This window comes from Blautia hydrogenotrophica DSM 10507 (assembly GCF_034356035.1).
Lineage (GTDB): Bacteria > Bacillota > Clostridia > Lachnospirales > Lachnospiraceae > Blautia_A > Blautia_A hydrogenotrophica.
Window position 1 is genome coordinate 1,756,570 of the sequence record NZ_CP136423.1, and the last position, 20,563, is coordinate 1,777,132.

Here is a 20,563-nt window from a genome sequence, read left to right on the forward strand (position 1 = left end):
AATTAAAACAACGAAGAGGGTGAGAGTATGAAGAAAAGAAATTATGTGTATGGTCTGTTTCTTATTCTTATGCTGTGCTTTGGTTTAGGCACAATGTCATATGCGGAGGTGACAGTTCACGCCGCGGCTGTGAAAAAGCAAAATGGCTGGGTCACGGAAAACGGTAAGAAGTATTACTATATCGACGGACAGAAAGCAAAGGGGAAGACGAAAATAGGTGGGAAAACCTACTATTTTAATTCTGTGCATGGCTATATGCAGACTGGATGGTATAAGACATCGGCAGGAAACTATTATTATTTCGGCGACGATGGTGTCATGCGTACCGGTGTTCAAGAAATCGAATCTGTACAGTATTACTTCAAGAGTTCTGGAAGAATGACTCAAGATGAGATTGTCACAGTAAAAGGAAAAAAGTATTATTACGATAAAGAAGGAAAGCTGTACAAAAGTGGTTGGCTGAAGGACTCTAAGGGAGAATACCGCTATTTCTACCGCAAGGATGGCCATATGCTCACAGGCTGGAACAGCATTAACCATAAGAAATATTATTTTGAACCGTCTACCGGTGTGCGGTATACAGGACTGCGCACAATCGGCGGAAAGAAATACTATTTCAATGCTGTACACGGCTATATGCAGACTGGGTGGTTTAAGACCCAGGCCGGAAATTGTTATTATTTTGGTGACGACGGCGTGATGCGCACTGGAAAGCAGAACATTGACTCAGCGGAGTATTATTTCCAAAGCTCCGGAAGAAGGGCACAGAATACCATCGTCACGATCGGTAGTAAAAAATACTACTATGACGAGAACGGCAAGCTGTACAAAGGCGGGTGGCTGGACTATAAAGATGGGCATACTTACTATTTTTACCGTAAAGACGGCCACATGTTAAAGAGTTGTTGGATTACCTCTAAGGAAAATGGAAAGACATATAAACGTTATGTCCGTTACAATGGCTGGAGAGCGGAAGGCTGGCTGAAGAACTCCAAGGGAGAATACCGCTATTTCTACCGCAAGGATGGCCATATGCTCACAGGCTGGAACAGCATTAACCATAAGAAATATTATTTTGAACCGTCTACCGGTGTGCGGTATACAGGACTGCGCACAATCGGCGGAAAGAAATACTATTTCAATTCTGTGCACGGCTATATGCAGACTGGATGGTTTAAGACCCAGGCCGGAAATTATTATTATTTCGGTGACGACGGCGTGATGCGCACTGGAAAGCAGAACATTGACTCAGCGGAGTATTATTTCCAGAGCTCCGGAAGAAGGGCACAGAATACCATCGTCACGATCGGTAGTAAAAAATACTACTATGACAAGAACGGCAAGCTGTACAAAGGCGGGTGGCTGGACTATAAAGACGGGCATACTTACTATTTTTACCGTAAAGACGGCCACATGTTAAAGAGTTGTTGGATTACCTCCAAGGAAAACGGAAAGACATACAAATACTATGTCCGTTACAATGGCTGGAGGGCGGAAGGCTGGTTGAAGAACTCCAAGGGAGAATACCGCTATTTCTACAGTAAAGACGGGCATATGCTCACAGGTGCGAATCGTATTAATAAAAAGTTGTATTATTTCGATCCATCCACCGGTGTACGCCAGACTGGCCTTATGAAGATTAACGGTAAATTTTACTACTTTGGTAGCAATGGCGCCGCTTACGCGAGCCAGTGGGTAAAAAAGGGTGGTAAAATTTATTACGCAAGCTCCAGCGGTGCTCTACTTTTAGGTTGGCAGGACATCGGAGGAGACCGGTATTATTTCAGTAAACGGTATGGATTTGCTTTGACAGGATTTAATCACATCAATAAAAAACTGTATTACTTTTATGAGAGTACGGGCATAATGGCCAGAAACACCTGGGTGGATTCCACACATTATATGGGAAGCGATGGAGTGTGGGAAGAAGGAAAAGTAAACCAAGCCAATACTCTAGCCTGGCCGCTCAAGAGTTGGTCTTACATCTCTAGTTATTTCGGAGGCAGAGATTCACCGGGGGGAATTGGCTCCACCAATCACATGGGCATTGATATTGCAGCGAACAGTGGAACTCCGATCTATGCGGCGGCTTCCGGAACTATTGTTATCCGTCAGTACAGTTCTTCTGCAGGCTACTATATTCAGATTTCCCACGGAACACTCAATGGGAAAGCGTTGGAAACCCAGTACATGCATCAGAGCAAGTTTGCTCCTGGGTTGAAAGTGGGAGATAGGGTGAGCAAAGGGCAGCTGATCGGTTATGTGGGCTCCACAGGTAATTCCACGGGACCGCATCTGCACTTTGGAGTGAAAGCCAACGGTTCTTATGTAGATCCACTGGATTATGTGACAGAACCAAAACATTAGACAGAATAAGAATAATAAAGAAGAGCCGTCAAGGCAGCTTTGATTCAAAGAAATCATGGGCTGTCATGACGGCTCTCACATATTTTAACTTGTTGAGTAAATTTGATTCCTTGTTCTGTCAGACGCAGGATGGCATCCGTATCCATCGAAATGTTATTTCTCCCGCAGTGTAACCGCAGAGGCAGCCTTTCTTCTGCGGCTGTCATCAATGGCGGCATAGTGTTTTTTGGTTGTATTTACGTCCCGATGCCCTAAGACATCAGCTACTAAATAGATGTCTCCAGTTTCTTGGTAGAGGGCAGTGCCATAGGTGCTCCTCAGTTTATGAGGTGTGATTTTTTTTGTGGTGGTGATCTGGGAGGCGTATTTTTTAACCAAATTTTCCACAGCCTGAACTCCTAGGCGTTTTCTTTGAGTGGAGTAGAAGAGTGCGTGTTCGTGGCCTACCACGGGAGTAATATTATCCCGTGCCTTCAGATAACGACGAAGAGCAGTCTCCACTTCACTGCCAAAATAGACAATCATCTCGCCACCGCCTTTTCTCGTGACTTTGATTCCATTGTTCTTAAAATCTAGATCTTCCACATCCAGCCCCACACATTCCGACACTCGAATCCCTGTGCCCAGTAGAAGAGTGACAAGTGCCAAATCGCGTTCCTTGGTCTTTTCGTAGTACACCTTTTTTTGTCCGGTCAGCTCATCGCCGGCGTGTTCGATGTAGTCTAAGAGCAGAGCCACTTCGTCAGCGTCCAACCGAGTAATTGCTTTTTGGTGGAGTTTAGGCATATCTACCAACAAAGTGGGATTTGTCTCTATCATTTCCCTTTTATAATAGTAAGCATAAAAGCTGCGCAAGGAGGACATCTTTCTCTTTAATCCGCGCTCACCGTTGGTGGTAGTCTTATTTTGGTTTTGATATACTTTTAGATATTCCTGGTATTCCTCGATATCCAGAACCTGGAGCTGGTCTAGGATATCCACGGTGAACTGGTCCATGGGGCGGTTTTTGAACGTAGGATTTTCCTCTAAGAGATATTGGAAGAAGACGCGGATATCATAGGCGTAGGAGATTCGCGTTTTGGTGGTTGTAGTGGCCTCTAGCGCTCGGAAATAATCACGGCAAAAAGGCGGAAGGGTTTTTAAAATTTCTCGAAGTTTCAGAGTATTTTTTACATCGGTCTGTTCATGATAAGTAATTCGTTTTTCCATACTTAAAAGCGCCTCCTTTGAAATAACGATACATCTATTTGAAAAACCTGGGTTTTTCAAATAGATGTATTTTTAATTATAAGCCACACAAAGAAAAACTTCAACTGTTTTTTTCTGTGTGGCTTGGTATTTCAAGGCTGCAAAATATGGGCGGTCTCTTCTTTTCTGAGTACTCTTAGAATTCCCTCAGCCAATGCCTGCATTTCATTTTCCCCAGGCAGTATGGCGACCGGAGCCAAAAATGCAATTTTTTTCTGAATCAGGTCCGTCAGCCTCTTAGAATGCGCGAGACCTCCGGTGAGGATGATGTAATCGACCTTTCCCTCCACTGTGGGCGCCAATTTCGCAATACTCTTGGCAATTGCCAGAGCCATTCCTTCCTCCACGAAGGCAGCCTCTTCGTCTCCGTTCTCAATGAGTTTTTCCACCTCCCTTAAATCAGAGGTCCCAAAATATGAGATCAGCCCTCCAGTTCTCTGAAGCCTTTTCATCAGCTCTTCTCTTGTGTATTTTCCGCTATAGGCCATATCCACCACGGTGTAGGTGGGAAGGCCTCCGGCACGCTCTGGTGAAAAAGGTCCTTCCTGATCCATCACCATGTCGATCATCCTTCCTTCGCTGTGGAGGTTGATGGTGATGCCCCCTCCTAGATGGGCTACAATCATATTGGTATCGGCGTAATTCAAATCGTGGTTTTTGCAGAAAGTCAGCGCTGCAGCACGTGTGTTTAGATTGTGGCCGCGAGCCTGCCTTGGGATTCCCTTTAGGCCTGTCATAGCAGCTACAGGCAACAATTCATCTACCGTCACAGCGTCGTAGGTGTATGCCTTAATCCCCTGAGGAGATGCCAAATCTAGAGCTAACTGGGACGCCATATTGGAAGCGTGCTGGTCACCAGGCGTATAGTGAAGAAAATTTACCATATAATCATTCACTTCATAAGCTCCTGCATGTACTGCGGGCATGTTGCCTCCTCGAGCTGCGACCGCGGCAAACGATTCCATGGCTTCTCCATGCTTTTCTAGGCAGTTTTGAATCAACGATTTTCTCATTTCTAGCTGATCGTAGATACAAGTATAATTGCTTAATTCTTCTAAACTGTGGGGAATACTCTCGGACCATTGGGAGCATTCCCCTTTGTAGACAGCAATTTTTGTGGACGTTGAGCCCGGGTTGATCACCAAAATTTTTTCGTTTTCCATATCCCCTCTCCTCTCTCATCATGATATGTCGACTTTCTGTAAATATCATTATATAAGATGAGATTACCGGAATGGAAATTAAAAAATATAATGAAAGAATAAGAAAAAGTAATTGCCATTGTAGTTTTCTTGCTCGATCAGTATTTTCTCGAATGTCTGTTTGCATTCAGGCAAAAAATATGGTATGATAAAAAATATATAATACGTAGATAAGAAATCTTGATATGGAGGAGCCTGTCATGGGATATGGAAAAATTACAGATAAACAAAGAGAAATATTAGAGTACATAAAAAACGAAATTTTGAATCGAGGCTTTCCGCCTTCCGTCCGAGAAATTTGTGAGGCGGTAGAGCTGAAATCCACCTCCTCTGTGCACGCACATTTGGAGACGTTAGAGAAAAACGGTTACATACGCCGTGACCCGACGAAGCCCCGGACCATTGAGATCTTAGACGACAACTTTAATCTTCTACGCCGGGAGATGGTGAATGTACCGGTTGTGGGGACAGTGACTGCCGGTCAGCCTATTCTGGCAGTGGAAAACATCGAGAGCTACTTTCCTGTGCCTGCTGAGTTTATGCCAAACCAACAGTGTTTTATTCTGAATGTCCAGGGAGAAAGTATGGTCAATGCTGGAATTCTCGATGGAGACCAAGTGCTGGTACAACAACAGCCAGACGCGCAGAACGGAGAAATTGTTGTGGCTCTTTTAGGAGAAGAAGCCACCGTAAAACGCTTCTACAAAGAAAAAAATTGTTATCGACTCCAACCTGAGAATGATACCATGGAACCGATCATTGTGGATTCCGATCAGGAATTTAAGATTTTGGGAAAAGTGTTCGGTGTGTTCCGTCTATTTGAGTGAGACATTACATAAAAAAGCAACAGCTGTAAATGAAATTACAGTTGTTGCTTTTGTTTACATAATATAATTACAGTAAACTACTACTCTTCTGCTAATGCTTCCAGATCAATTTCTTTTCCGTCTCTCCAGATTCTTTCCAAATCGTAGAAAAGGCGGTTTTCCTCGTCAAACACATGGACAATCAGATCTCCATAATCCATCAGAATCCAACTGGAACTGCGTGTGCCTTCGATTTGCTTTGGCTCGTAGCCTGCTTTTGCGAGCTTCTCTTCCACGTTGTCGACCATGGCCTGCACTTGATTTTGGTTACTGCCGCTGGCGATAACAAAGTAATCTGCGATTGTGGAAACCTCTGCGATATCGATGATTTTTAAATCCAGAGCCTTCTTTTCGTCTAGAGCTTTGCAGGCTGTCCTAGCCATTTCTTTTCCTATACTCATTCTCTTCCTCCTGTTTTCGATTTTGATGGATTTCATGATAATAACTATATGCTTCTCTCGTAGCATTGTCAATATCCCCGGGTCCGCCATCCAGATAAGCTAATGTATCCTTTAAAATTTCATGAATACATTCATCTAAATCTTGAAAGGCAAGTCTGCGTATGGAGTCAAGATGCGGTGCTTTGTCTCTTTGGGGCTCAATATAGTCCGCAACATAGACGATTTTCTCCAACTTGGACATCTTTGGTTTTCCAGTTGTGTGCCAAGTGATTGCGCTTAGAATTTCCGGATTTTGAATACCATATTTTTCTTTGGCAATGTAGGCCCCGAGCTTTGCGTGAATCAAAAAGGGGTGCTCTCTCTCAAATTCTGTGATGGAAATTCCATATTTCGCGCACATACTCAGCTTTTTTTTGTTGGGGATACATTTTGCGCTGTCATGAAGCAGCCCTGCCACCTGCGCGTCCACTAGATCACAGTCGTGAACCATTGCCAGAGCGGCACAGGTATACATGACTCCTAACGTATGGAGAAAACGATTTTCATCCAAATATTTTTCTAGTTTTTTCTGCATTTGATACAGATCATATATCGCCATGAAATTCACTCCTTTGGCGTTCTATATATTTTCTGCTCCTCGATATAGGAGACTACGGAATCTGTACAGTAATATCGAATACTTTTTCCCCTCTGTACCCAGCTTCGGAGCATTTCTGAGGAGACATCGATATTCAGAGTGTCCAGTCTGAGGAATCTACCCTGGTACTTTTGGCTAAGCCGTGCCATCTCACTGTTGATCTTAGAGACAGAGGTGTGATTACGGGTAGCTACGACCATTGTACATGCGGCACAGATACGCTCTGGCTTCATCCAGCTGTCCAGATTAAACAGAGAATCTGCTCCAATGATAAAATAGTATTCTACGTCTGTATTTGCGTGATTTAACTGTTCTAAAGTCCGGTAGGTATAGGAATACCCATCTTCATGCATTTCCACAGTAGAAAGCTCAAAATGGCTGTTTCCTGCGATGGCCCTAGCTACCATCTCTACTCTTTGCTCGTCGCTAGCTCTGCCTGCTCGGTGTCTTTTGTGTGGCGGATTTCCAGAAGGCATAAATAGAACTTTTTCCAGACCTAATTGTTCATATGCCTTCTCACCTAAAATCAGATGACCGATATGGATAGGGTCGAAGGTTCCCCCCATGATTCCGATTCTTCTGCGTTTTTCGTCTCTTGTCTGGCTCATACTCTATCCTCTTTCAGCGGGGAAGCTCTATTTTCTTTTTCTCTTTTTTTCCTTCTCTGTACAAGATAATTTTTTTGCCAATCACCTGCACCACCTGTGACTGTGTGCGCTCTGCAAGTACTTCGGCCATCTCACGGGGATCGTACAGGCAATTTTGTAGCACGGAAATTTTAATCAGCTCCCTGGCCTCTAGCGCCTCATTCACAGAGGCAGTATTTTCCGGAGTCACACCATTTTTACCCAATTGAAGAATTGGCTCTATCTTCATCGCCAGCCCTTTTAGGTAGGCTCTTTGTTTACTTGTCATACTGTTACCTCTCTACTTATAATAGTCAAATTCAAATCCGTACATGCGGACAGTGTCGCCTTCCTGAATTCCTTCTTTTTCTAAGTCCTGCAAAATACCGCTGTCCTTTAAGAAACGCTGGAAAAAGGCGAAGCCCTTTTCGGAGTCCAGATTGGTATACCCCAGCATCTTCTCGATCTTTGGGCCTTCCACGATGTAAGTGTGGGCATCCGTTTCGTCCACCGTGACTGTGTAGGGCAGATTTTCTGTGATGAGGACGTCCTCCGGGAAAAATTCTTGTTCGAAAACAATTGGCTTTTGTTCTGTGGAATTTAACAGAGACTGTACGTGATAGAGAAGCTCTCTGACACCTTCCCCGCTGACTGCCGAGATGGGGAAGACTTTGACGCCCTGGGGCTCAAATTCCATCTTTAAAAGTTCTACCGGACTGTCCGTCTCATCGTAAATAGCGTCAATTTTATTGGCTGCGATTACCTGAGGACGTTTGGCGATTTCTGGATTGTAGGCTTCCAGCTCCCGGTTAATCTTATAAATGTCGTCGATTGGGTCTCTCCCTTCCGTGGAAGCAGCATCAACGATGTGGATGATTACGCGAGTACGCTCGATGTGGCGCAAAAATTCATGGCCTAGACCGACACCTTCAGACGCTCCCTCGATCAAGCCAGGAATATCTGCAATGACGAAACCACTGTTATCAAGGTCCACAACCCCCAGATTTGGACTTAGAGTTGTGAAATGGTAATTGGCAATCTTAGGCTGTGCATTGGTCACTCTGGACAGAAAGGTAGATTTTCCCACATTGGGGAAGCCTACGAGTCCCACATCAGCAATCACTTTTAATTCCAATTTTACTTCCAGCTCCTGGGCAGGCTGTCCAGGCTGAGCATATTTCGGCACCTGCATGGTAGCGGTAGCATAGTGCATATTTCCTTTGCCGCCACGGCCGCCTCTCAAAATGATCTGACGGGTATTTTCTCCTGACATATCGGCGATCACTTTTCCACTCTGGGCTTCCGTCACAACGGTTCCTTCTGGAACTTTTAGAATAATATCTCCTCCATTGGCCCCGTGGCAGCGGCGTTTACCGCCCGGCTCTCCGTCCTGAGCATGAAATTTTCTACGGTGACGATAGTCAGTCAGAGTATTGAGACCTTTATCCACCTCAAAAATCACGTCGCCGCCTTTTCCGCCGTCCCCGCCGTCTGGTCCTCCGTTGGGGACGTACAGTTCTCGCCGAAAACTCACATGGCCGTCTCCGCCCTTTCCAGACCGGATGATTATCTTTGCTCTGTCTGCAAACATGCTTACCTCCTTCTTGCATCATAAAAGGCTCCAAACCTGAACGATTTGAAGCCTCCTGTTACTGCTTACTCAGATACCGGAACGATAGAAACCTGTTTCTTATCTCTTCCTTTTCTGGTATATCTCACAACACCATCTGTCAAAGCATACAAAGTATAATCTCTACCGCATCCCACGTTTAAACCTGGATGAATCTTGGTTCCACGCTGTCTGTAAAGAATATTACCAGCTTTTACAAACTGTCCGTCCGCTCTTTTCGCACCTAATCTCTTGGACTCGGAATCTCTACCGTTTTTGGTAGAACCAACTCCTTTCTTATGAGCAAAAAGCTGAAGGTTCATTTTCATCATGGCCTTACACCTCCTTGGTTATTACCTCTAAATACTTATTATCGCAGCTTTCCTGAATCTGACTCAGTCCTAATACCAACGAATCTATCAGCAATCTGGTCTGAGCACTGACCACACCCGTGAATCGAAAGAACAGATATCCGTCATCTTCCTTCAACTCCATAGCATCCTCTGTGAAAGTCTCTATGGAGTTGACAGTCGTGATAATCAACGCGGAGACTGCCGCGCATACGATGTCCTCTCCTGCTGGGGCGTAACCAGCATGTCCTTTTGAACGAAAGCTTACGTATGTGTCATTGCTTTTTTCAACTGTTACACGAATCATAATACTGACAGCGGATTAAGCGTTGATCTTTTCGATCTTAACTTTGGTGTACTGCTGTCTGTGTCCGTTTTTCTTGTGATATCCAGTTTTTCTCTTGTATTTGTAAACGACAATTTTTTTACCTTTGCCGTTTTCAATTACAGAAGCGGTAACGCTGGCATTTGCCACATCGCTGCCCACTTTCAGACCGTCATTGCTGACTGCAAGGACATCACCGAAAGTAACAGTTTCTCCGGCTTCCACACCAAGTTTCTCAACCTTAATGATATCGCCTTCGGATACTTTGTACTGTTTACCACCTGTTGCAATAATTGCGTACATATGGCACCTCCTATAAACATTACTCGCCAAATACGGTGGCCTCGCGGCTCTTAGAACCTCTTTGTGCGGCATACTTGATAATAATAGCATGGAAACCTAATGAAGTCAAGACTTTTTGAGATATCTATTTAAGACCAGATATACAACCAAAGCGATAATGGCCAGCAACATAATCATGATAAAGGTGGAATCATAGGCACCACCAGAACGTTCAATCAGTATACTAGAGATCATAGGACCGATGATTGCAGCTGGAATCAGAGCAAAGTTTGAGAGGCTGAAATTCACCGGATAATATTTCGGGCCGAACTGTCTGTGCACAAAAGCAGACCCCAGCGTAGGAGTGCTCCCATAAGCAATTCCCGCGATTAGAAGACCGATTAAGATAAAAGGAATCCCTAGTTTTACCGCGCCTAAAAACAGGAAAAGGCCGGCAGAGAACGTAAAGCAAACATTTAGGAACAAAGACGGTTTTGGGCCGAACTTATCGAAAAAACTTCCCATAATCACTCTTCCGGCACCGTTGCACAGTGAGACGACTAGACCGACGACTGCCGGAGCACCAAAGGCAATCGCAATGGTAGCCGCACTGTTGATTACCAAAAGACCGGCGGAATTCAGCAGAATTGCCCAGATTACAAACAGCCAGAACGCAGGCGACTTTAACATTTCGGCGGTCGTGGTGCTGGGAATTTCTTCTGCCGACGACTCCATGTTTTTGGAGGCAACTTTCGGCGGTGTTTTCATGAAGAAGGAACCCAGAATTAAGATGACGGTCACAATCACTGCCAATAGCAAAAATGTGGTGAACAGTCCCACAGCTTTGATCATAGTGTTCACTGCACTTCCCAGAATGATACCACCGAGTCCAAAGCCCATCAGCATCAGACCTGAGGCAATTCCTGGACGGTCCACAAACCATTTATTGACTGTACTGATGACGGCGTTGTAACCAATGCCGACACCACCTCCGCAGAAAAATCCATACATGACGTACAAAAGCATAAGACTTGATCGAGACTGCTCTGGATTTAATCTGGATACTCCAAAAAATCCAATAAACAGCAAAGCTGCGGAAAACCACAGCACGATTCTCGCCGGGAACTTTTTCAGGAGTATTCCTGAGAAAAATCCTCCGAGACAGAAAAATATCATGGATATGGTGAAGGTCAAGGACAGCTGTGATTCTGTCCAATCCGTATAAATTTCATTGAAAGGAGCCTTGAAAATGGACCAGGCATAGATCAACCCCAGAAACAAAAGCATAACTGTTCCAGCAATCAGATAACTCCATCTCTTATTGTTGTTCATCTGTAAACCCCCTATAATTTTGGATGTACTTGATTCAGCTATCAAAAGCTTCTTCAGTATTTATAAGAAATGCATGTTCAAAATCATGCTTTGTGCATCGTGCATGAAAATGAGTAACAAAGAGCAGCCTTTTACTTGCCGCTCACAATGCATGCCAACATCAAAGAATTGAATTTCTCCTCGGAGGAAGCTCCTCTTGAAGTGAGAACAATGGGACACTGAGCTCCCACAATCAATCCTGCCATCTTAGAGTTTGCCATCTCTATGAGACACTTGCCAAGAATATTTCCAGCATGAATGTTGGGAACGATCAGGATATCCGCGTCTCCTGCACAAGGACTTTCGTATCCCTTTATTTCGGCTTTTTCTTTTACCATAGCCAAATCAAAGGAGATAGGACCTTCCACGATACAATTTTCGATCTCACCTTTTTGATTCATCTCTTTGAGTGCGGCTGCTTCCATGGATTCCGGCATTTTGGGGTTTGGTGTCTCAGACGCTGCGAGCACACATACCTTGGGCTCTTCGTACCCCAGACGGTTCATCACGTACACTGCATTTTCGATGATGTGTTTTTTCTGCTCTAGAGTCGGATAAGGCAGCATACCGCCGTCAGTGGTCAACACCATCTTGTGATAGGCGGGAACTTCAGTGAGGGACACATGGCTCATGACTCCACCTTTGTTCAGCCCAGTCTGTTTATTTACCACTGGCCGGAGCATCTGGGAAGTCTCCAATTTTCCTTTCATCAGGAAATCTGCTCTGCCTTCTCTGATGAGTTTTACTCCTTCTGCCGCTGCGGACTCTGGATCTTCTGCGTCAACAATCTGGTCGTCGGTGACAGAAAAACCTATTTTCTCGGCTGTCTTTTTGATTGCTTCCCGGTTACCTACCAAGACAGCATCGATCAGCCCTTTTTTGACAACCTCTGCGACTGCCTCGAGGGCATGGTCATCTTCCGCTCTCACCAATGCCACCGTCTTTTTGTCGGCTTTTGTGTCAACCAGAGCCAAGAGTTCTTCAAATTTTTTGTACACCATTAGAATATCTCCTTCCTGATTTTGTGTATTTTTACTATCATAACACAAAAAGCCGACAAATGTATAGAAGTCTTTTACAAAAATTCAGCAATATGATAACTATTCAGCCATGCGGCTAATAAGAACAAAAATTCGGAGTGAACTTGCTTGAAGAAGAGTTTTGCTCTTATCAGCATATGGCGCTTAGCCATAAGCGAGGATTTAGCTGCATAGCAGCTAATCCAAGCTGTTATGGCTGAATAGTTACACAATACGTTTTATTTTTCAGGAACGATTTCAATCCAATAGCCGTCAGGGTCCGTGATAAAATAAATCCCCATGGCAGGATTCTCAAAAGCAATACATCCCATCGCTTTGTGGCGTTCGTGGAAAGCCTCGTATTCATCGGTGGTAAAGGCCAGATGAAATTCCTGCTCTCCTAAGTCATAGGGTTTCGTTCGATCTCTCAGCCAAGTTAACTCCAGTGTGAATTCGGAATGTCCGTCCCCCAAATAGACCAATTTAAAAGACGCATCCTCCGCATTTTTTTCTCTCACTGGGAGAAGACCCAGGGCATCTTTGTAAAATTCCAGACTTCTGTTTAAATCCAAAACGTTGAAATTAAAATGGTTAAAGCTTAACATACTGTTTCCTCCCGTAATTCAGACAAGTCCTCAAAAAGAGGACGCCGTACTTTTTTTCTGGTTACTTCTACAATATTGAGTTTTGTCATATCTACGACGACGCCCTTTACCGGATCTTTGCGCAGATATTTTTGAAGTACATGGAGCAGCTCCTCCTTGTGGTCCGAATTGTCCATATTGATAAAATCGATCAGAATGATTCCTGACAAGTTGCGAAGGCGCAGTTGACGGGCGATCTGTGCCGCGGCTTCCAGATTGATTTTGCGGTAAGTTTCCTCGGCTTTTTTCTTTCCCGCGAATTTGCCGGAATTGACGTCGATGGACACGAAAGCCTCCGTCTGCTGAATCACTAGATATCCCCCGCTTTTTAGCCATACCTTCTCACTGGCGATTTCCTCTAGGGCAGTTTCCAACCTGTACAGCTTATACAGCGGCAGCAGAGAATCCTCATAGAACCTCAGCAAGCTTATATCCAGAGTTCTCTCCATGTGCAAAAGCTCTTGGAGATTGAGATAAATCTGCGGGTCATCGGTGACAATTTCTTCTAAACCTTCGGTGTAGGTATTGTGCAAAATCTTTGGACAGAAAGGCTCCGCTTCGTCCAACAGACTGAAACAGCGACGGTTTTTGCCCTGAGACAAGACCCGTTCTAGTCTGGTTTTCAGCTCTCTAAATTCTTGAAGAATCTGTTCTGGCGTCCCTTCTTTCGCATTGGTTCTCACAATCATTCCAAATGTTCCATCCAACAGAGGTGAAAGTAGCGCTCCCAGCCTCTCTTTGGAGTCTGCGTCAAGTTTGGAGGAAAACGCAATTTTTCTGCTATCTGTGGTGAGCACCAGATAAGTCCCTGTGAAATTCAGCCTTGTAGTCACACTGGGGGCTTTTCCTTTCATGGCTTCTCTTGATACCTGAACCAATACCTGATCGCCGGGAACCAGTTTTTCATGGGTGCGCTCCTGGGCATAGATGGCAGTGTCTTGTTCCCTCAGAGAATAGTAACAGGGAAGGCCATTTTGAATCTGTATAAAAGCAGCCTGAATGTTTGACACTAGATTTTGCACCTGCCCCACATAGATATTTCCCAAAATACTCTTTTTTTGTTCTCTCACAAAGTTCAGTTCTAATATCTTCCCAGCTTCTTCCAGGGCGCTGACAAGACAGGGAACTTCATGAATTTTCATTTTTGTAAACAGTAATCTACTCAATTTCTTCTCCTAAGTCGGCCAGAGGGACGAAGAGATGGCACTCTGAGGATTCTGACCGGTCAGCATAAATCTCACAGCGGTGTACCTGGTAGGAAAAAGGGTTCGGCAAAATGCCAAGGCTTTTTAAAAAGGTGTCCATAACCAACTCCGGTTTCGTGTAATTCCGGCTGGCCGCTGCCAAACGCAGAAATAGGCCGTCATCTTCTACCCTCATCTCGTAGATGAAAGGGCGGATATCTACTTCTTTCTCACTGCGTTTTGTTTTCTTGGTGACTAAAATCTGCTCCTGACCGCAGAATGTTTCCACTTGACGTTTCCAATCCATTTCAGGTTCTTTACCAGAATGAAATGTTACCAGATAATCGGCGGCTTCCACCAGGGACATTGCTTTGCTGGCCTTTCCGTCTTCCACCTTTCTGGTACAAATTACCCGTATTCCCTCAGCCATAGTAGCATTGAGACGTTGGCTGATTTCAGTAGTGGACATCTCTTGGGTAAATTGAACATCAAAGTATTCCCCACTGCTAGTAATCCCCACACCCAGAGGAGCCGCAAAGGACATAATGATATGCGGACTGAAGCCCTCACTGTAAGCTACCGGCAGTTTTGCCCTGCGAAGCGCTTTCTGGAAATAGCGCATCGTGTCGAGATGTCCGATGAATTTTAGACTTCCCTCTTTGGAAAATTTAATTCTGACCTTCATAACAGACACCTCCTTGATAACGTTTGGCTCCGCAGCCGGAACAGCGCATTCTGCAATTCGGAGTTACTTTTTCCTCTCTTGCCCGCTCCCACTCTCGAATTAAAAATTCTTTTGTAACTCCGGCGTCAATGAAATCCCATGGCAAAAGTTCTTCTGTCTTTCGTGGGCGAAGGGTATAGAAATCCAGAGAGATTCCAGTCTGAGAGAAGGCTTCTAGCCACAAATCCATCCGGAAGGTCTCTGACCAGGCATCGTACAGAGCTCCTTTTTCATAGGCACAGCGGATTACCTGGGCTGCACGCCGATCGCCTCTGGCTAAGAATCCTTCCAGGATTGTCACATCAGCCTCATGCCAATTGTAGCGGATACTCCGCTGGTTTAGCTGAGCTCTGATTTCTCCTTTGACAACCTTTGCTTTTTCCACGAACTGTTCCTGGGTGAACATCGGCGCCCACTGAAAGGGGGTGAATGGTTTCGGAACGAAAAAAGAGGTGCTGACGGTGATTTGCACTTTTCCATTTCTTTGCGGTTTGGGAATCTCATAGTACTCTTCAGCTATTTTTTCTGCCAGATGAGCGATTCCTTTCATGTCCTCTTCCGTCTCAGTGGGTAGACCCAGCATAAAGTAGAGCTTTACTTTGTTCCACCCTCCCTGAAACGCACTCTTAGCCCCTTGCAGGATGGCCTCCTCAGTCAGCCCTTTGTTAATGACATCCCGCAGTCTCTGTGAACCGGCTTCCGGAGCAAAGGTCAGGCTGCTCTTTCGGATATCCTGTACTTTGCTCATAACATCCAGGGCAAAAGCATCAATTCTAAGAGAAGGCAAAGAGATGTTAACTCCCTGACTTTTAAACTCATCAATCAGGAAATTGACCAATTCTTTGAGCTGGGAGTAGTCACTGGAACTAAGAGAACTCAGAGAAATCTCATCGTATCCGGTATTCTCCAGCATCTGACGCGCGTATTCTTTCAGACGTTCCACGTCTTTTTCGCGGGTGGGACGATAGATCATCCCTGCCTGGCAGAAACGGCAGCCACGGATGCAGCCTCGCTGGATTTCCAGAGTCACCCGGTCCTGGGTCGCCTTGATAAATGGCACAACTGGTTTTGTAGGATAGGCTGAGTTATTCAGCTCCATGACCACCTGTTTCTCAACTTTTTCAGGGATACCAGGAAAGCTTGGGGTAAAAGCAGCCAAAGTTCCATCCGAATGGTAACGAACCTCATAGAGCGAGGGCACATAAATTCCGGGGATAGACGCAGCTTTTTGCAAAAATTCTCTGCGCCCGGCTCCCTCTGCTTTATTTTGAATGTAAAGATTCAAAAGTGCGTCGTAAGAAGTCTCTCCCTCTCCGATATAGAATAAGTCAAAAAATTCTGCGATGGGCTCCGGATTGTACACACAAGGCCCTCCACCGATGACGATGGGACAGGTATCGTCACGATCTGCAGCAGACAAAGGAATTTGGCTCAAATCCAAAAGCTGCAAAATATTAGTGTAGCACATCTCGTACTGAATCGTAATTCCCAGAAAATCAAAGTCTCTGACAGGGTCTTGGGATTCCAGAGCGAACAAAGGAATCCGTTGCTGTCTCATAATTTTGTCCAAATCTGTCCAGGGAGAAAATACCCTCTCGCACCAGACATCCGGACGTTGATTAAACATATGATAAAGAATCTGCATTCCCAGATGAGACATGCCGATTTCATAGACGTCCGGAAATGTCATTGCAAACCTGATTTTCACCTGATCTGGATTCTTCATCACTGCATTGATCTCACCACCGATATAACGGGCGGGATTTTCCACCTGCAATAATATTTCATCACTCAAAGCTAATTTTCTCATAGTTTTCCTTTCCGTTGTTGAAAGAGTTTCTTTTTGAAGTTTATCTCGTCAAGCTCCAAGAGCTGGACAGAATCTTCAATATTATATACATTTTAGATGAGAACTGCAAGCTCGACTCTCAATGGCCAGCAGGTTTTTCTTCTATTCGGGATTTTTCCGCCACAAGATCTGCATAAAGTAGAACACAGAAAACGAAGGCAAGTGGGAGTAGCGTCGCCCAGATAGCTTTTCCCAGAAAATGATTGGATAGGAAAGCTCCTGCGATACAGCCTACAGCGAAAAAAAACAGCATTTTCAGATGCATTTTCAGCTTAATCCGATGAGATTTTTCATCAGTGTGCCGATGACGAATTTCCTTTGCAAGGCCAATGCCGATTTGACGGATATGATTTGTGGCAAAAGTGGTTGCCACCGGAATTCCCTCCGCCTGACGGAAAGTATTATACTGCATAGAAGCAATAAAGTTAATGGCTACCTGCGATATTTGCACAGGTGCGCTTTCTGGAAGGAAACCGATGCCTAAAACAACCGCCATCTCAATTAAAATCAACAAAGTGTCCCACCGTACCAAAAGCCGGTGTTTAATGGGATTTGGCAGCAGCTCAGATACAAAAGCCCCCAGCATATACGCCGATATTGGAATGAGATAATAGAGTCCTTCCATCCAATGCCCGGTTCCTAAGGCCATTCCCATTAGAACTACATTTCCCGTCTGCGCATTGCAAAAGACATCCCCCCGGAGCAGATAAGTAAAAGCTCCCCAAAACCCTGCCACGGCAATCAAGACAAAATAGAGCCATTTCCGTTCACAGATCAAATAATAGTGTTGATTTTTTTTTGCTTTATCTGTATTAGAGTCCGCAGACACAGCTTTTTTCATTTGTTTGGTCACACCAGAGTCTCCTTCTGCATAGGTTTGGATTTTACCTACACAAACATTACTTTTTCAGAATTTTATGAAAGATCTGCTAAAATGCAGATCTTTCATGGACATTATCTTTATTATAAATCTTAAATGGAATTGTATCAACTGTTGTTTTTTCTTTTAGACTCCTCCTGATCTTTACAAGATATACAGTCACTTCCAAAAGTTTTGCAATGTTCACTGCTTTGTATGCCGCATGTATGAGAAACGTTAGTCTTTTTGCAGCTTTTGGGGTTATTGGGACAGTTTGCACCGGATGGACAGCCGATACACTTTATTCCACTTTTTCTGGCCTTCACGAGATAAGCAGTCGCAGCTCCAACGATCAATGCCAGTACAACAATCACAATAAAATTCTCCATATTCTGTTCTCCTTCGTCTATTTTCTATAGCAAAATAACGGCAGACAAGAATATTAGATTCTGCCTGCCGTCTATTATTTATTTCTGTGTGGCTGCACTTGCATGCAGGCTATATTCTGTCGCAAATTTATGGTCAGATCTGCGAATAATTACTATCAAAATCACTGCCAGTACAGCGACTGCAATCAGTCCGGGAACAAATGCAGTTCCGAGGGAACCCGTTGTAATCAGAGTACCAATCTGGTATACAAAAAATGCCACTGTATAACCGGTTCCCAACTGAAGGCAGATGCCACCCCATAGCCATTTCTTACTTTGCATCTCAGAGTTCATCGCTCCAAGAGCAGCAAAACAAGGGGGTGTATAAAGGTTAAACATCAAGTAAGCCAGTGCTGCTGCTTTGGTAAGTCCCATAATAGTAGCAACTTCATTTCCGCTGCCTACCAAGGCCAATTCGTCAGTATCAATTAAGCTAGTAACGCCATATACAACAGCCAGAGTACCGACTACATTCTCTTTCGCGATAAAGCCAGTGATAGCCGCTGCTGCCAACTGCCATACACCGAATCCCAGAGGGATAAACAGGATAGAGAACGGGTGAGCGATAGAGGCGAGAATAGAGGTTCCCTCTGCGCCTTCCTCCACCAACTGGAACTGCCAGTTGAAGCTCTGCATGATCTGTACAACTGTGTTGCAGACCAAAATGATGGTTCCTGCTTTGATAATGTAAGCTTTCCCTCGTTCCAACATGGAAAATGTAGCTCTTTTCAAACTCGGAACTTTATACTCGGGAAGTTCGATAATGAAGAAAGATTTACGGTATTTCTGACCGGTAATTTTCTTCACTAGCAAAGCGCCCAGCAAGATCAAAACGATGCCCACTAAATACATGGCAGGACCTACCCAAACGGAATCTGCAAAAAATGCACCTGCAAACAACGCGATTACAGGAAGCTTAGCACCACAGGGCATAAAAGGAGTCAGCATCGCAGTGGTTCGCCGTTCTCTCTCGTTACGGATAGTACGGGAAGCCATAACTCCAGGAATCGCGCAACCGGTACCGATTACCATTGGAATTACGGATTTACCGGAAAGACCAACTCTCTTGAAAATCGGGTCCAGCACAACAGTAGCACGTGCCATATAACCACAGTCTTCCAACAATGCGATCAGGAAATACATTACCATTACCAACGGCAGGAAGCCAACTACCGCACCGACACCGCCGATGATACCATCTACCAGAAGTGCGTACAGGAATGGATTTGCATTTTCCAGTAATCCGCCTACCCAGCCTTGGAAGGTTTCAATCCAACCTACCAGCCAGTCTGCAATCCAAGTACCCAGAGTAGATTGGGATATGTAAAACACCAGAACAATAACAGCTACGAAGATCGGAATACCGATAATCTTGTGGGTGATGATATCATCAATTTTATCCTGGGCGTTTCTGTCTTTTGTCAGAACTTTTCTCTTCTCAACATCTTTTACAATACTGTTGACGAAATCGAATCGTTTTCTATCAGCAGCTTCTACTGCGTCTTTATCCTTCAAGTCGATATCAGCCTGAACATAAGGCGCCTTCTGTCCTTTTCCTTTCAGAGATACGGCCTGGCTGACAGCTTCTTTCAGTCCTTCATGGCCGGAAGACGTAGATATCGTCTTGACAACTGGGCACCCTAATTTCTCAGATAGACGCTTTACATCAATTTGAGTCTGTTTCTTTTCTGTAATATCACTTTTATTTAAGGCAACCACTACCGGAATTCCAAGTTCCAAAAGCTGTGTGGTGAAAAAAAGGCTTCGGCTCAGGTTTGTAGCGTCCACGATATTGATAATCACATCTGGATTTTCCTTTTTCACATAGCTGCTAGTAATACTCTCCTCTGAAGTAAAGGGCGACATGGAATATGCACCTGGCAAATCCACTGCGACCACCTCTTGTGTTCCGTCATAATACCCTTTTTTAATAAGACTTTCCTTCCGCTCCACCGTAACGCCGGCCCAGTTTCCAACACGTTCATTTCTGCCTGTCAGCGCGTTGTACATGGTTGTCTTTCCACTGTTTGGATTTCCAGCAAAAGCAATTCTCATAGCAACAATCTCCTCCTTCATTTGGTCTTATGAAGTTATTCTTCACTAACCTGTTTTGCAAAAAAACAGCGAACTAAATCACTGTTACTTATATTGAAATAGCTTTCGCTAAATCAGTATCAATGTTATATCTGGCGTCTTTGATCGAAACAACACAGCCGCCCTTCATTCGGGAAACTACAGTAATCGGTTCACCGCTGTAACACCCAAGAGAAAACAAAAAGGCTTCCAATTCTTCATCGTTTGACAAAATGCTCTTTATGATATATTCTTCTCCTTCTTTGGCATCCAACAAATTCATTTTTCAATTCTCCTTACCATGTTCCTACGCTTATTATCTTACTTTGAATAATCCACTCAATATACTGTATTTATCAACTAGCACTGGAAATGCACGATATGCTCTTTTTCTGGAAAATAACATCTCCTTACGGTAAGTTAGTATATAATAACTTTAAGTATTCGTCAAGAGTTTCATTTAAAATATTTTATACTTTTTTATTTCTTTAGAGTTCAG

The 20,563-nt window shown here is 44.3% G+C and carries 22 protein-coding genes; 2 read left to right on the top strand and 20 right to left on the bottom strand.

The window, feature by feature from the left end; all coding sequences use genetic code 11:
• The first annotated feature begins 27 nt into the window (after positions 1 to 27).
• Positions 28 to 2,367 carry a peptidoglycan DD-metalloendopeptidase family protein gene (locus BLHYD_RS08170; RefSeq protein ID WP_260784508.1) on the top strand — a complete coding sequence of 780 codons (2,340 nt, stop codon included), beginning with the start codon at positions 28 to 30 and terminating at the stop codon, positions 2,365 to 2,367.
• A 153-nt stretch (positions 2,368 to 2,520) separates the two neighbouring features.
• On the opposite strand, the gene BLHYD_RS08175 is transcribed toward BLHYD_RS08170, so the two are convergent.
• Together BLHYD_RS08175 and buk are read right to left on the bottom strand one after the other, a co-directional pair.
• Positions 2,521 to 3,576, bottom strand: coding sequence for a tyrosine-type recombinase/integrase (locus BLHYD_RS08175; protein WP_005945605.1), 1,056 nt, complete (start codon positions 3,574 to 3,576; stop codon positions 2,521 to 2,523).
• Between the two features lie 131 nt (positions 3,577 to 3,707).
• On the bottom strand, positions 3,708 to 4,778 hold the full coding sequence (buk, locus tag BLHYD_RS08180; RefSeq protein WP_005945607.1) for a butyrate kinase: 1,071 nt from the start codon (positions 4,776 to 4,778) through the stop codon (positions 3,708 to 3,710).
• 239 nt (positions 4,779 to 5,017) lie between these two features.
• Here buk and lexA point away from each other — a divergent pair, with 239 nt between their 5' ends.
• On the top strand, positions 5,018 to 5,644 hold the full coding sequence (gene lexA, locus BLHYD_RS08185; protein WP_021845790.1) for a transcriptional repressor LexA: 627 nt from the start codon (positions 5,018 to 5,020) through the stop codon (positions 5,642 to 5,644).
• A gap of 80 nt (positions 5,645 to 5,724) precedes the next feature.
• Here lexA and rsfS read toward each other — a convergent pair whose 3' ends face one another.
• From rsfS to BLHYD_RS08275, 18 genes are all read right to left on the bottom strand, one after another.
• Positions 5,725 to 6,084: a ribosome silencing factor gene (gene rsfS, locus BLHYD_RS08190; RefSeq protein WP_005945611.1), complete on the bottom strand. Its 360-nt coding sequence runs from the start codon at positions 6,082 to 6,084 to the stop codon at positions 5,725 to 5,727.
• Positions 6,059 to 6,682 carry a bis(5'-nucleosyl)-tetraphosphatase (symmetrical) YqeK gene (yqeK, locus tag BLHYD_RS08195; protein WP_005945613.1) on the bottom strand — a complete coding sequence of 208 codons (624 nt, stop codon included), beginning with the start codon at positions 6,680 to 6,682 and terminating at the stop codon, positions 6,059 to 6,061. The genes rsfS and yqeK overlap by 26 nt, the downstream gene beginning before the upstream one ends.
• 5 nt (positions 6,683 to 6,687) lie before the next feature.
• Positions 6,688 to 7,329: a nicotinate-nucleotide adenylyltransferase gene (nadD, locus tag BLHYD_RS08200; protein WP_005945615.1), complete on the bottom strand. Its 642-nt coding sequence runs from the start codon at positions 7,327 to 7,329 to the stop codon at positions 6,688 to 6,690.
• A gap of 13 nt (positions 7,330 to 7,342) precedes the next feature.
• Complete coding sequence (gene yhbY, locus BLHYD_RS08205; RefSeq protein ID WP_005945617.1) at positions 7,343 to 7,636, bottom strand: ribosome assembly RNA-binding protein YhbY; 294 nt, start codon at positions 7,634 to 7,636, stop codon at positions 7,343 to 7,345.
• A gap of 12 nt (positions 7,637 to 7,648) precedes the next feature.
• Positions 7,649 to 8,938 (bottom strand): GTPase ObgE, encoded by a 1,290-nt coding sequence (obgE, locus tag BLHYD_RS08210; protein WP_005945618.1) that lies wholly within the window; start codon positions 8,936 to 8,938, stop codon positions 7,649 to 7,651.
• Positions 8,939 to 9,003: 65 nt separating this feature from the next.
• Positions 9,004 to 9,288 carry a 50S ribosomal protein L27 gene (rpmA, locus tag BLHYD_RS08215; protein WP_005945619.1) on the bottom strand — a complete coding sequence of 95 codons (285 nt, stop codon included), beginning with the start codon at positions 9,286 to 9,288 and terminating at the stop codon, positions 9,004 to 9,006.
• 4 nt (positions 9,289 to 9,292) lie between these two features.
• The gene (locus BLHYD_RS08220; RefSeq protein WP_005945620.1) at positions 9,293 to 9,613 is read right to left on the bottom strand and encodes a ribosomal-processing cysteine protease Prp; all 321 of its coding nucleotides are present in this window, start codon (positions 9,611 to 9,613) and stop codon (positions 9,293 to 9,295) included.
• Between the two features lie 15 nt (positions 9,614 to 9,628).
• Positions 9,629 to 9,934, bottom strand: coding sequence for a 50S ribosomal protein L21 (gene rplU, locus BLHYD_RS08225; protein ID WP_005945621.1), 306 nt, complete (start codon positions 9,932 to 9,934; stop codon positions 9,629 to 9,631).
• Between the two features lie 105 nt (positions 9,935 to 10,039).
• Positions 10,040 to 11,245, bottom strand: a complete 1,206-nt coding sequence (locus tag BLHYD_RS08230; protein ID WP_005945622.1) for an MFS transporter — start codon at positions 11,243 to 11,245, stop codon at positions 10,040 to 10,042.
• A 131-nt stretch (positions 11,246 to 11,376) separates the two neighbouring features.
• Positions 11,377 to 12,285 carry a bifunctional enoyl-CoA hydratase/phosphate acetyltransferase gene (locus BLHYD_RS08235; RefSeq protein ID WP_005945623.1) on the bottom strand — a complete coding sequence of 303 codons (909 nt, stop codon included), beginning with the start codon at positions 12,283 to 12,285 and terminating at the stop codon, positions 11,377 to 11,379.
• A gap of 257 nt (positions 12,286 to 12,542) precedes the next feature.
• Positions 12,543 to 12,908: a VOC family protein gene (locus tag BLHYD_RS08240; RefSeq protein ID WP_005945624.1), complete on the bottom strand. Its 366-nt coding sequence runs from the start codon at positions 12,906 to 12,908 to the stop codon at positions 12,543 to 12,545.
• Positions 12,902 to 14,113 carry a ribonuclease E/G gene (locus BLHYD_RS08245; protein WP_021845785.1) on the bottom strand — a complete coding sequence of 404 codons (1,212 nt, stop codon included), beginning with the start codon at positions 14,111 to 14,113 and terminating at the stop codon, positions 12,902 to 12,904. Before BLHYD_RS08245 ends, BLHYD_RS08240 begins: the two co-directional genes overlap by 7 nt.
• On the bottom strand, positions 14,106 to 14,816 hold the full coding sequence (locus BLHYD_RS08250) for a TIGR03936 family radical SAM-associated protein (RefSeq protein WP_005945628.1): 711 nt from the start codon (positions 14,814 to 14,816) through the stop codon (positions 14,106 to 14,108). The genes BLHYD_RS08245 and BLHYD_RS08250 overlap by 8 nt, the downstream gene beginning before the upstream one ends.
• Entirely contained in the window at positions 14,800 to 16,665 is a 1,866-nt protein-coding gene (locus BLHYD_RS08255) for a TIGR03960 family B12-binding radical SAM protein (protein ID WP_005945630.1), read from the bottom strand. Before BLHYD_RS08255 ends, BLHYD_RS08250 begins: the two co-directional genes overlap by 17 nt.
• Before the next feature lie 118 nt (positions 16,666 to 16,783).
• Positions 16,784 to 17,557 carry a YoaK family protein gene (locus BLHYD_RS08260; RefSeq protein ID WP_242648368.1) on the bottom strand — a complete coding sequence of 258 codons (774 nt, stop codon included), beginning with the start codon at positions 17,555 to 17,557 and terminating at the stop codon, positions 16,784 to 16,786.
• A 134-nt stretch (positions 17,558 to 17,691) separates the two neighbouring features.
• Positions 17,692 to 17,952, bottom strand: coding sequence for a FeoB-associated Cys-rich membrane protein (locus BLHYD_RS08265; RefSeq protein ID WP_005945642.1), 261 nt, complete (start codon positions 17,950 to 17,952; stop codon positions 17,692 to 17,694).
• A gap of 78 nt (positions 17,953 to 18,030) precedes the next feature.
• Positions 18,031 to 20,046: a ferrous iron transport protein B gene (feoB, locus tag BLHYD_RS08270; protein ID WP_021845782.1), complete on the bottom strand. Its 2,016-nt coding sequence runs from the start codon at positions 20,044 to 20,046 to the stop codon at positions 18,031 to 18,033.
• A gap of 88 nt (positions 20,047 to 20,134) precedes the next feature.
• Positions 20,135 to 20,347 (bottom strand): FeoA family protein, encoded by a 213-nt coding sequence (locus BLHYD_RS08275; protein WP_005945644.1) that lies wholly within the window; start codon positions 20,345 to 20,347, stop codon positions 20,135 to 20,137.
• Positions 20,348 to 20,563 lie beyond the last annotated feature (216 nt).

Bases quoted from the DNA above. Each gene is read 5' to 3' on its own strand.
- BLHYD_RS08170 (WP_260784508.1), top strand. From the start codon at position 28: ATGAAGAAAAGAAATTATGTGTATGGTCTGTTTCTTATTCTTATGCTG.
- BLHYD_RS08175 (WP_005945605.1), bottom strand. From the start codon at position 3,576: ATGGAAAAACGAATTACTTATCATGAACAGACCGATGTAAAAAATACT.
- buk (WP_005945607.1), bottom strand. From the start codon at position 4,778: ATGGAAAACGAAAAAATTTTGGTGATCAACCCGGGCTCAACGTCCACA.
- lexA (WP_021845790.1), top strand. From the start codon at position 5,018: ATGGGATATGGAAAAATTACAGATAAACAAAGAGAAATATTAGAGTAC.
- rsfS (WP_005945611.1), bottom strand. From the start codon at position 6,084: ATGAGTATAGGAAAAGAAATGGCTAGGACAGCCTGCAAAGCTCTAGAC.
- yqeK (WP_005945613.1), bottom strand. From the start codon at position 6,682: ATGGCGATATATGATCTGTATCAAATGCAGAAAAAACTAGAAAAATAT.
- nadD (WP_005945615.1), bottom strand. From the start codon at position 7,329: ATGAGCCAGACAAGAGACGAAAAACGCAGAAGAATCGGAATCATGGGG.
- yhbY (WP_005945617.1), bottom strand. From the start codon at position 7,636: ATGACAAGTAAACAAAGAGCCTACCTAAAAGGGCTGGCGATGAAGATA.
- obgE (WP_005945618.1), bottom strand. From the start codon at position 8,938: ATGTTTGCAGACAGAGCAAAGATAATCATCCGGTCTGGAAAGGGCGGA.
- rpmA (WP_005945619.1), bottom strand. From the start codon at position 9,288: ATGATGAAAATGAACCTTCAGCTTTTTGCTCATAAGAAAGGAGTTGGT.
- BLHYD_RS08220 (WP_005945620.1), bottom strand. From the start codon at position 9,613: ATGATTCGTGTAACAGTTGAAAAAAGCAATGACACATACGTAAGCTTT.
- rplU (WP_005945621.1), bottom strand. From the start codon at position 9,934: ATGTACGCAATTATTGCAACAGGTGGTAAACAGTACAAAGTATCCGAA.
- BLHYD_RS08230 (WP_005945622.1), bottom strand. From the start codon at position 11,245: ATGAACAACAATAAGAGATGGAGTTATCTGATTGCTGGAACAGTTATG.
- BLHYD_RS08235 (WP_005945623.1), bottom strand. From the start codon at position 12,285: ATGGTGTACAAAAAATTTGAAGAACTCTTGGCTCTGGTTGACACAAAA.
- BLHYD_RS08240 (WP_005945624.1), bottom strand. From the start codon at position 12,908: ATGTTAAGCTTTAACCATTTTAATTTCAACGTTTTGGATTTAAACAGA.
- BLHYD_RS08250 (WP_005945628.1), bottom strand. From the start codon at position 14,816: ATGAAGGTCAGAATTAAATTTTCCAAAGAGGGAAGTCTAAAATTCATC.
- BLHYD_RS08255 (WP_005945630.1), bottom strand. From the start codon at position 16,665: ATGAGAAAATTAGCTTTGAGTGATGAAATATTATTGCAGGTGGAAAAT.
- BLHYD_RS08265 (WP_005945642.1), bottom strand. From the start codon at position 17,952: ATGGAGAATTTTATTGTGATTGTTGTACTGGCATTGATCGTTGGAGCT.
- feoB (WP_021845782.1), bottom strand. From the start codon at position 20,046: ATGAGAATTGCTTTTGCTGGAAATCCAAACAGTGGAAAGACAACCATG.
- BLHYD_RS08275 (WP_005945644.1), bottom strand. From the start codon at position 20,347: ATGAATTTGTTGGATGCCAAAGAAGGAGAAGAATATATCATAAAGAGC.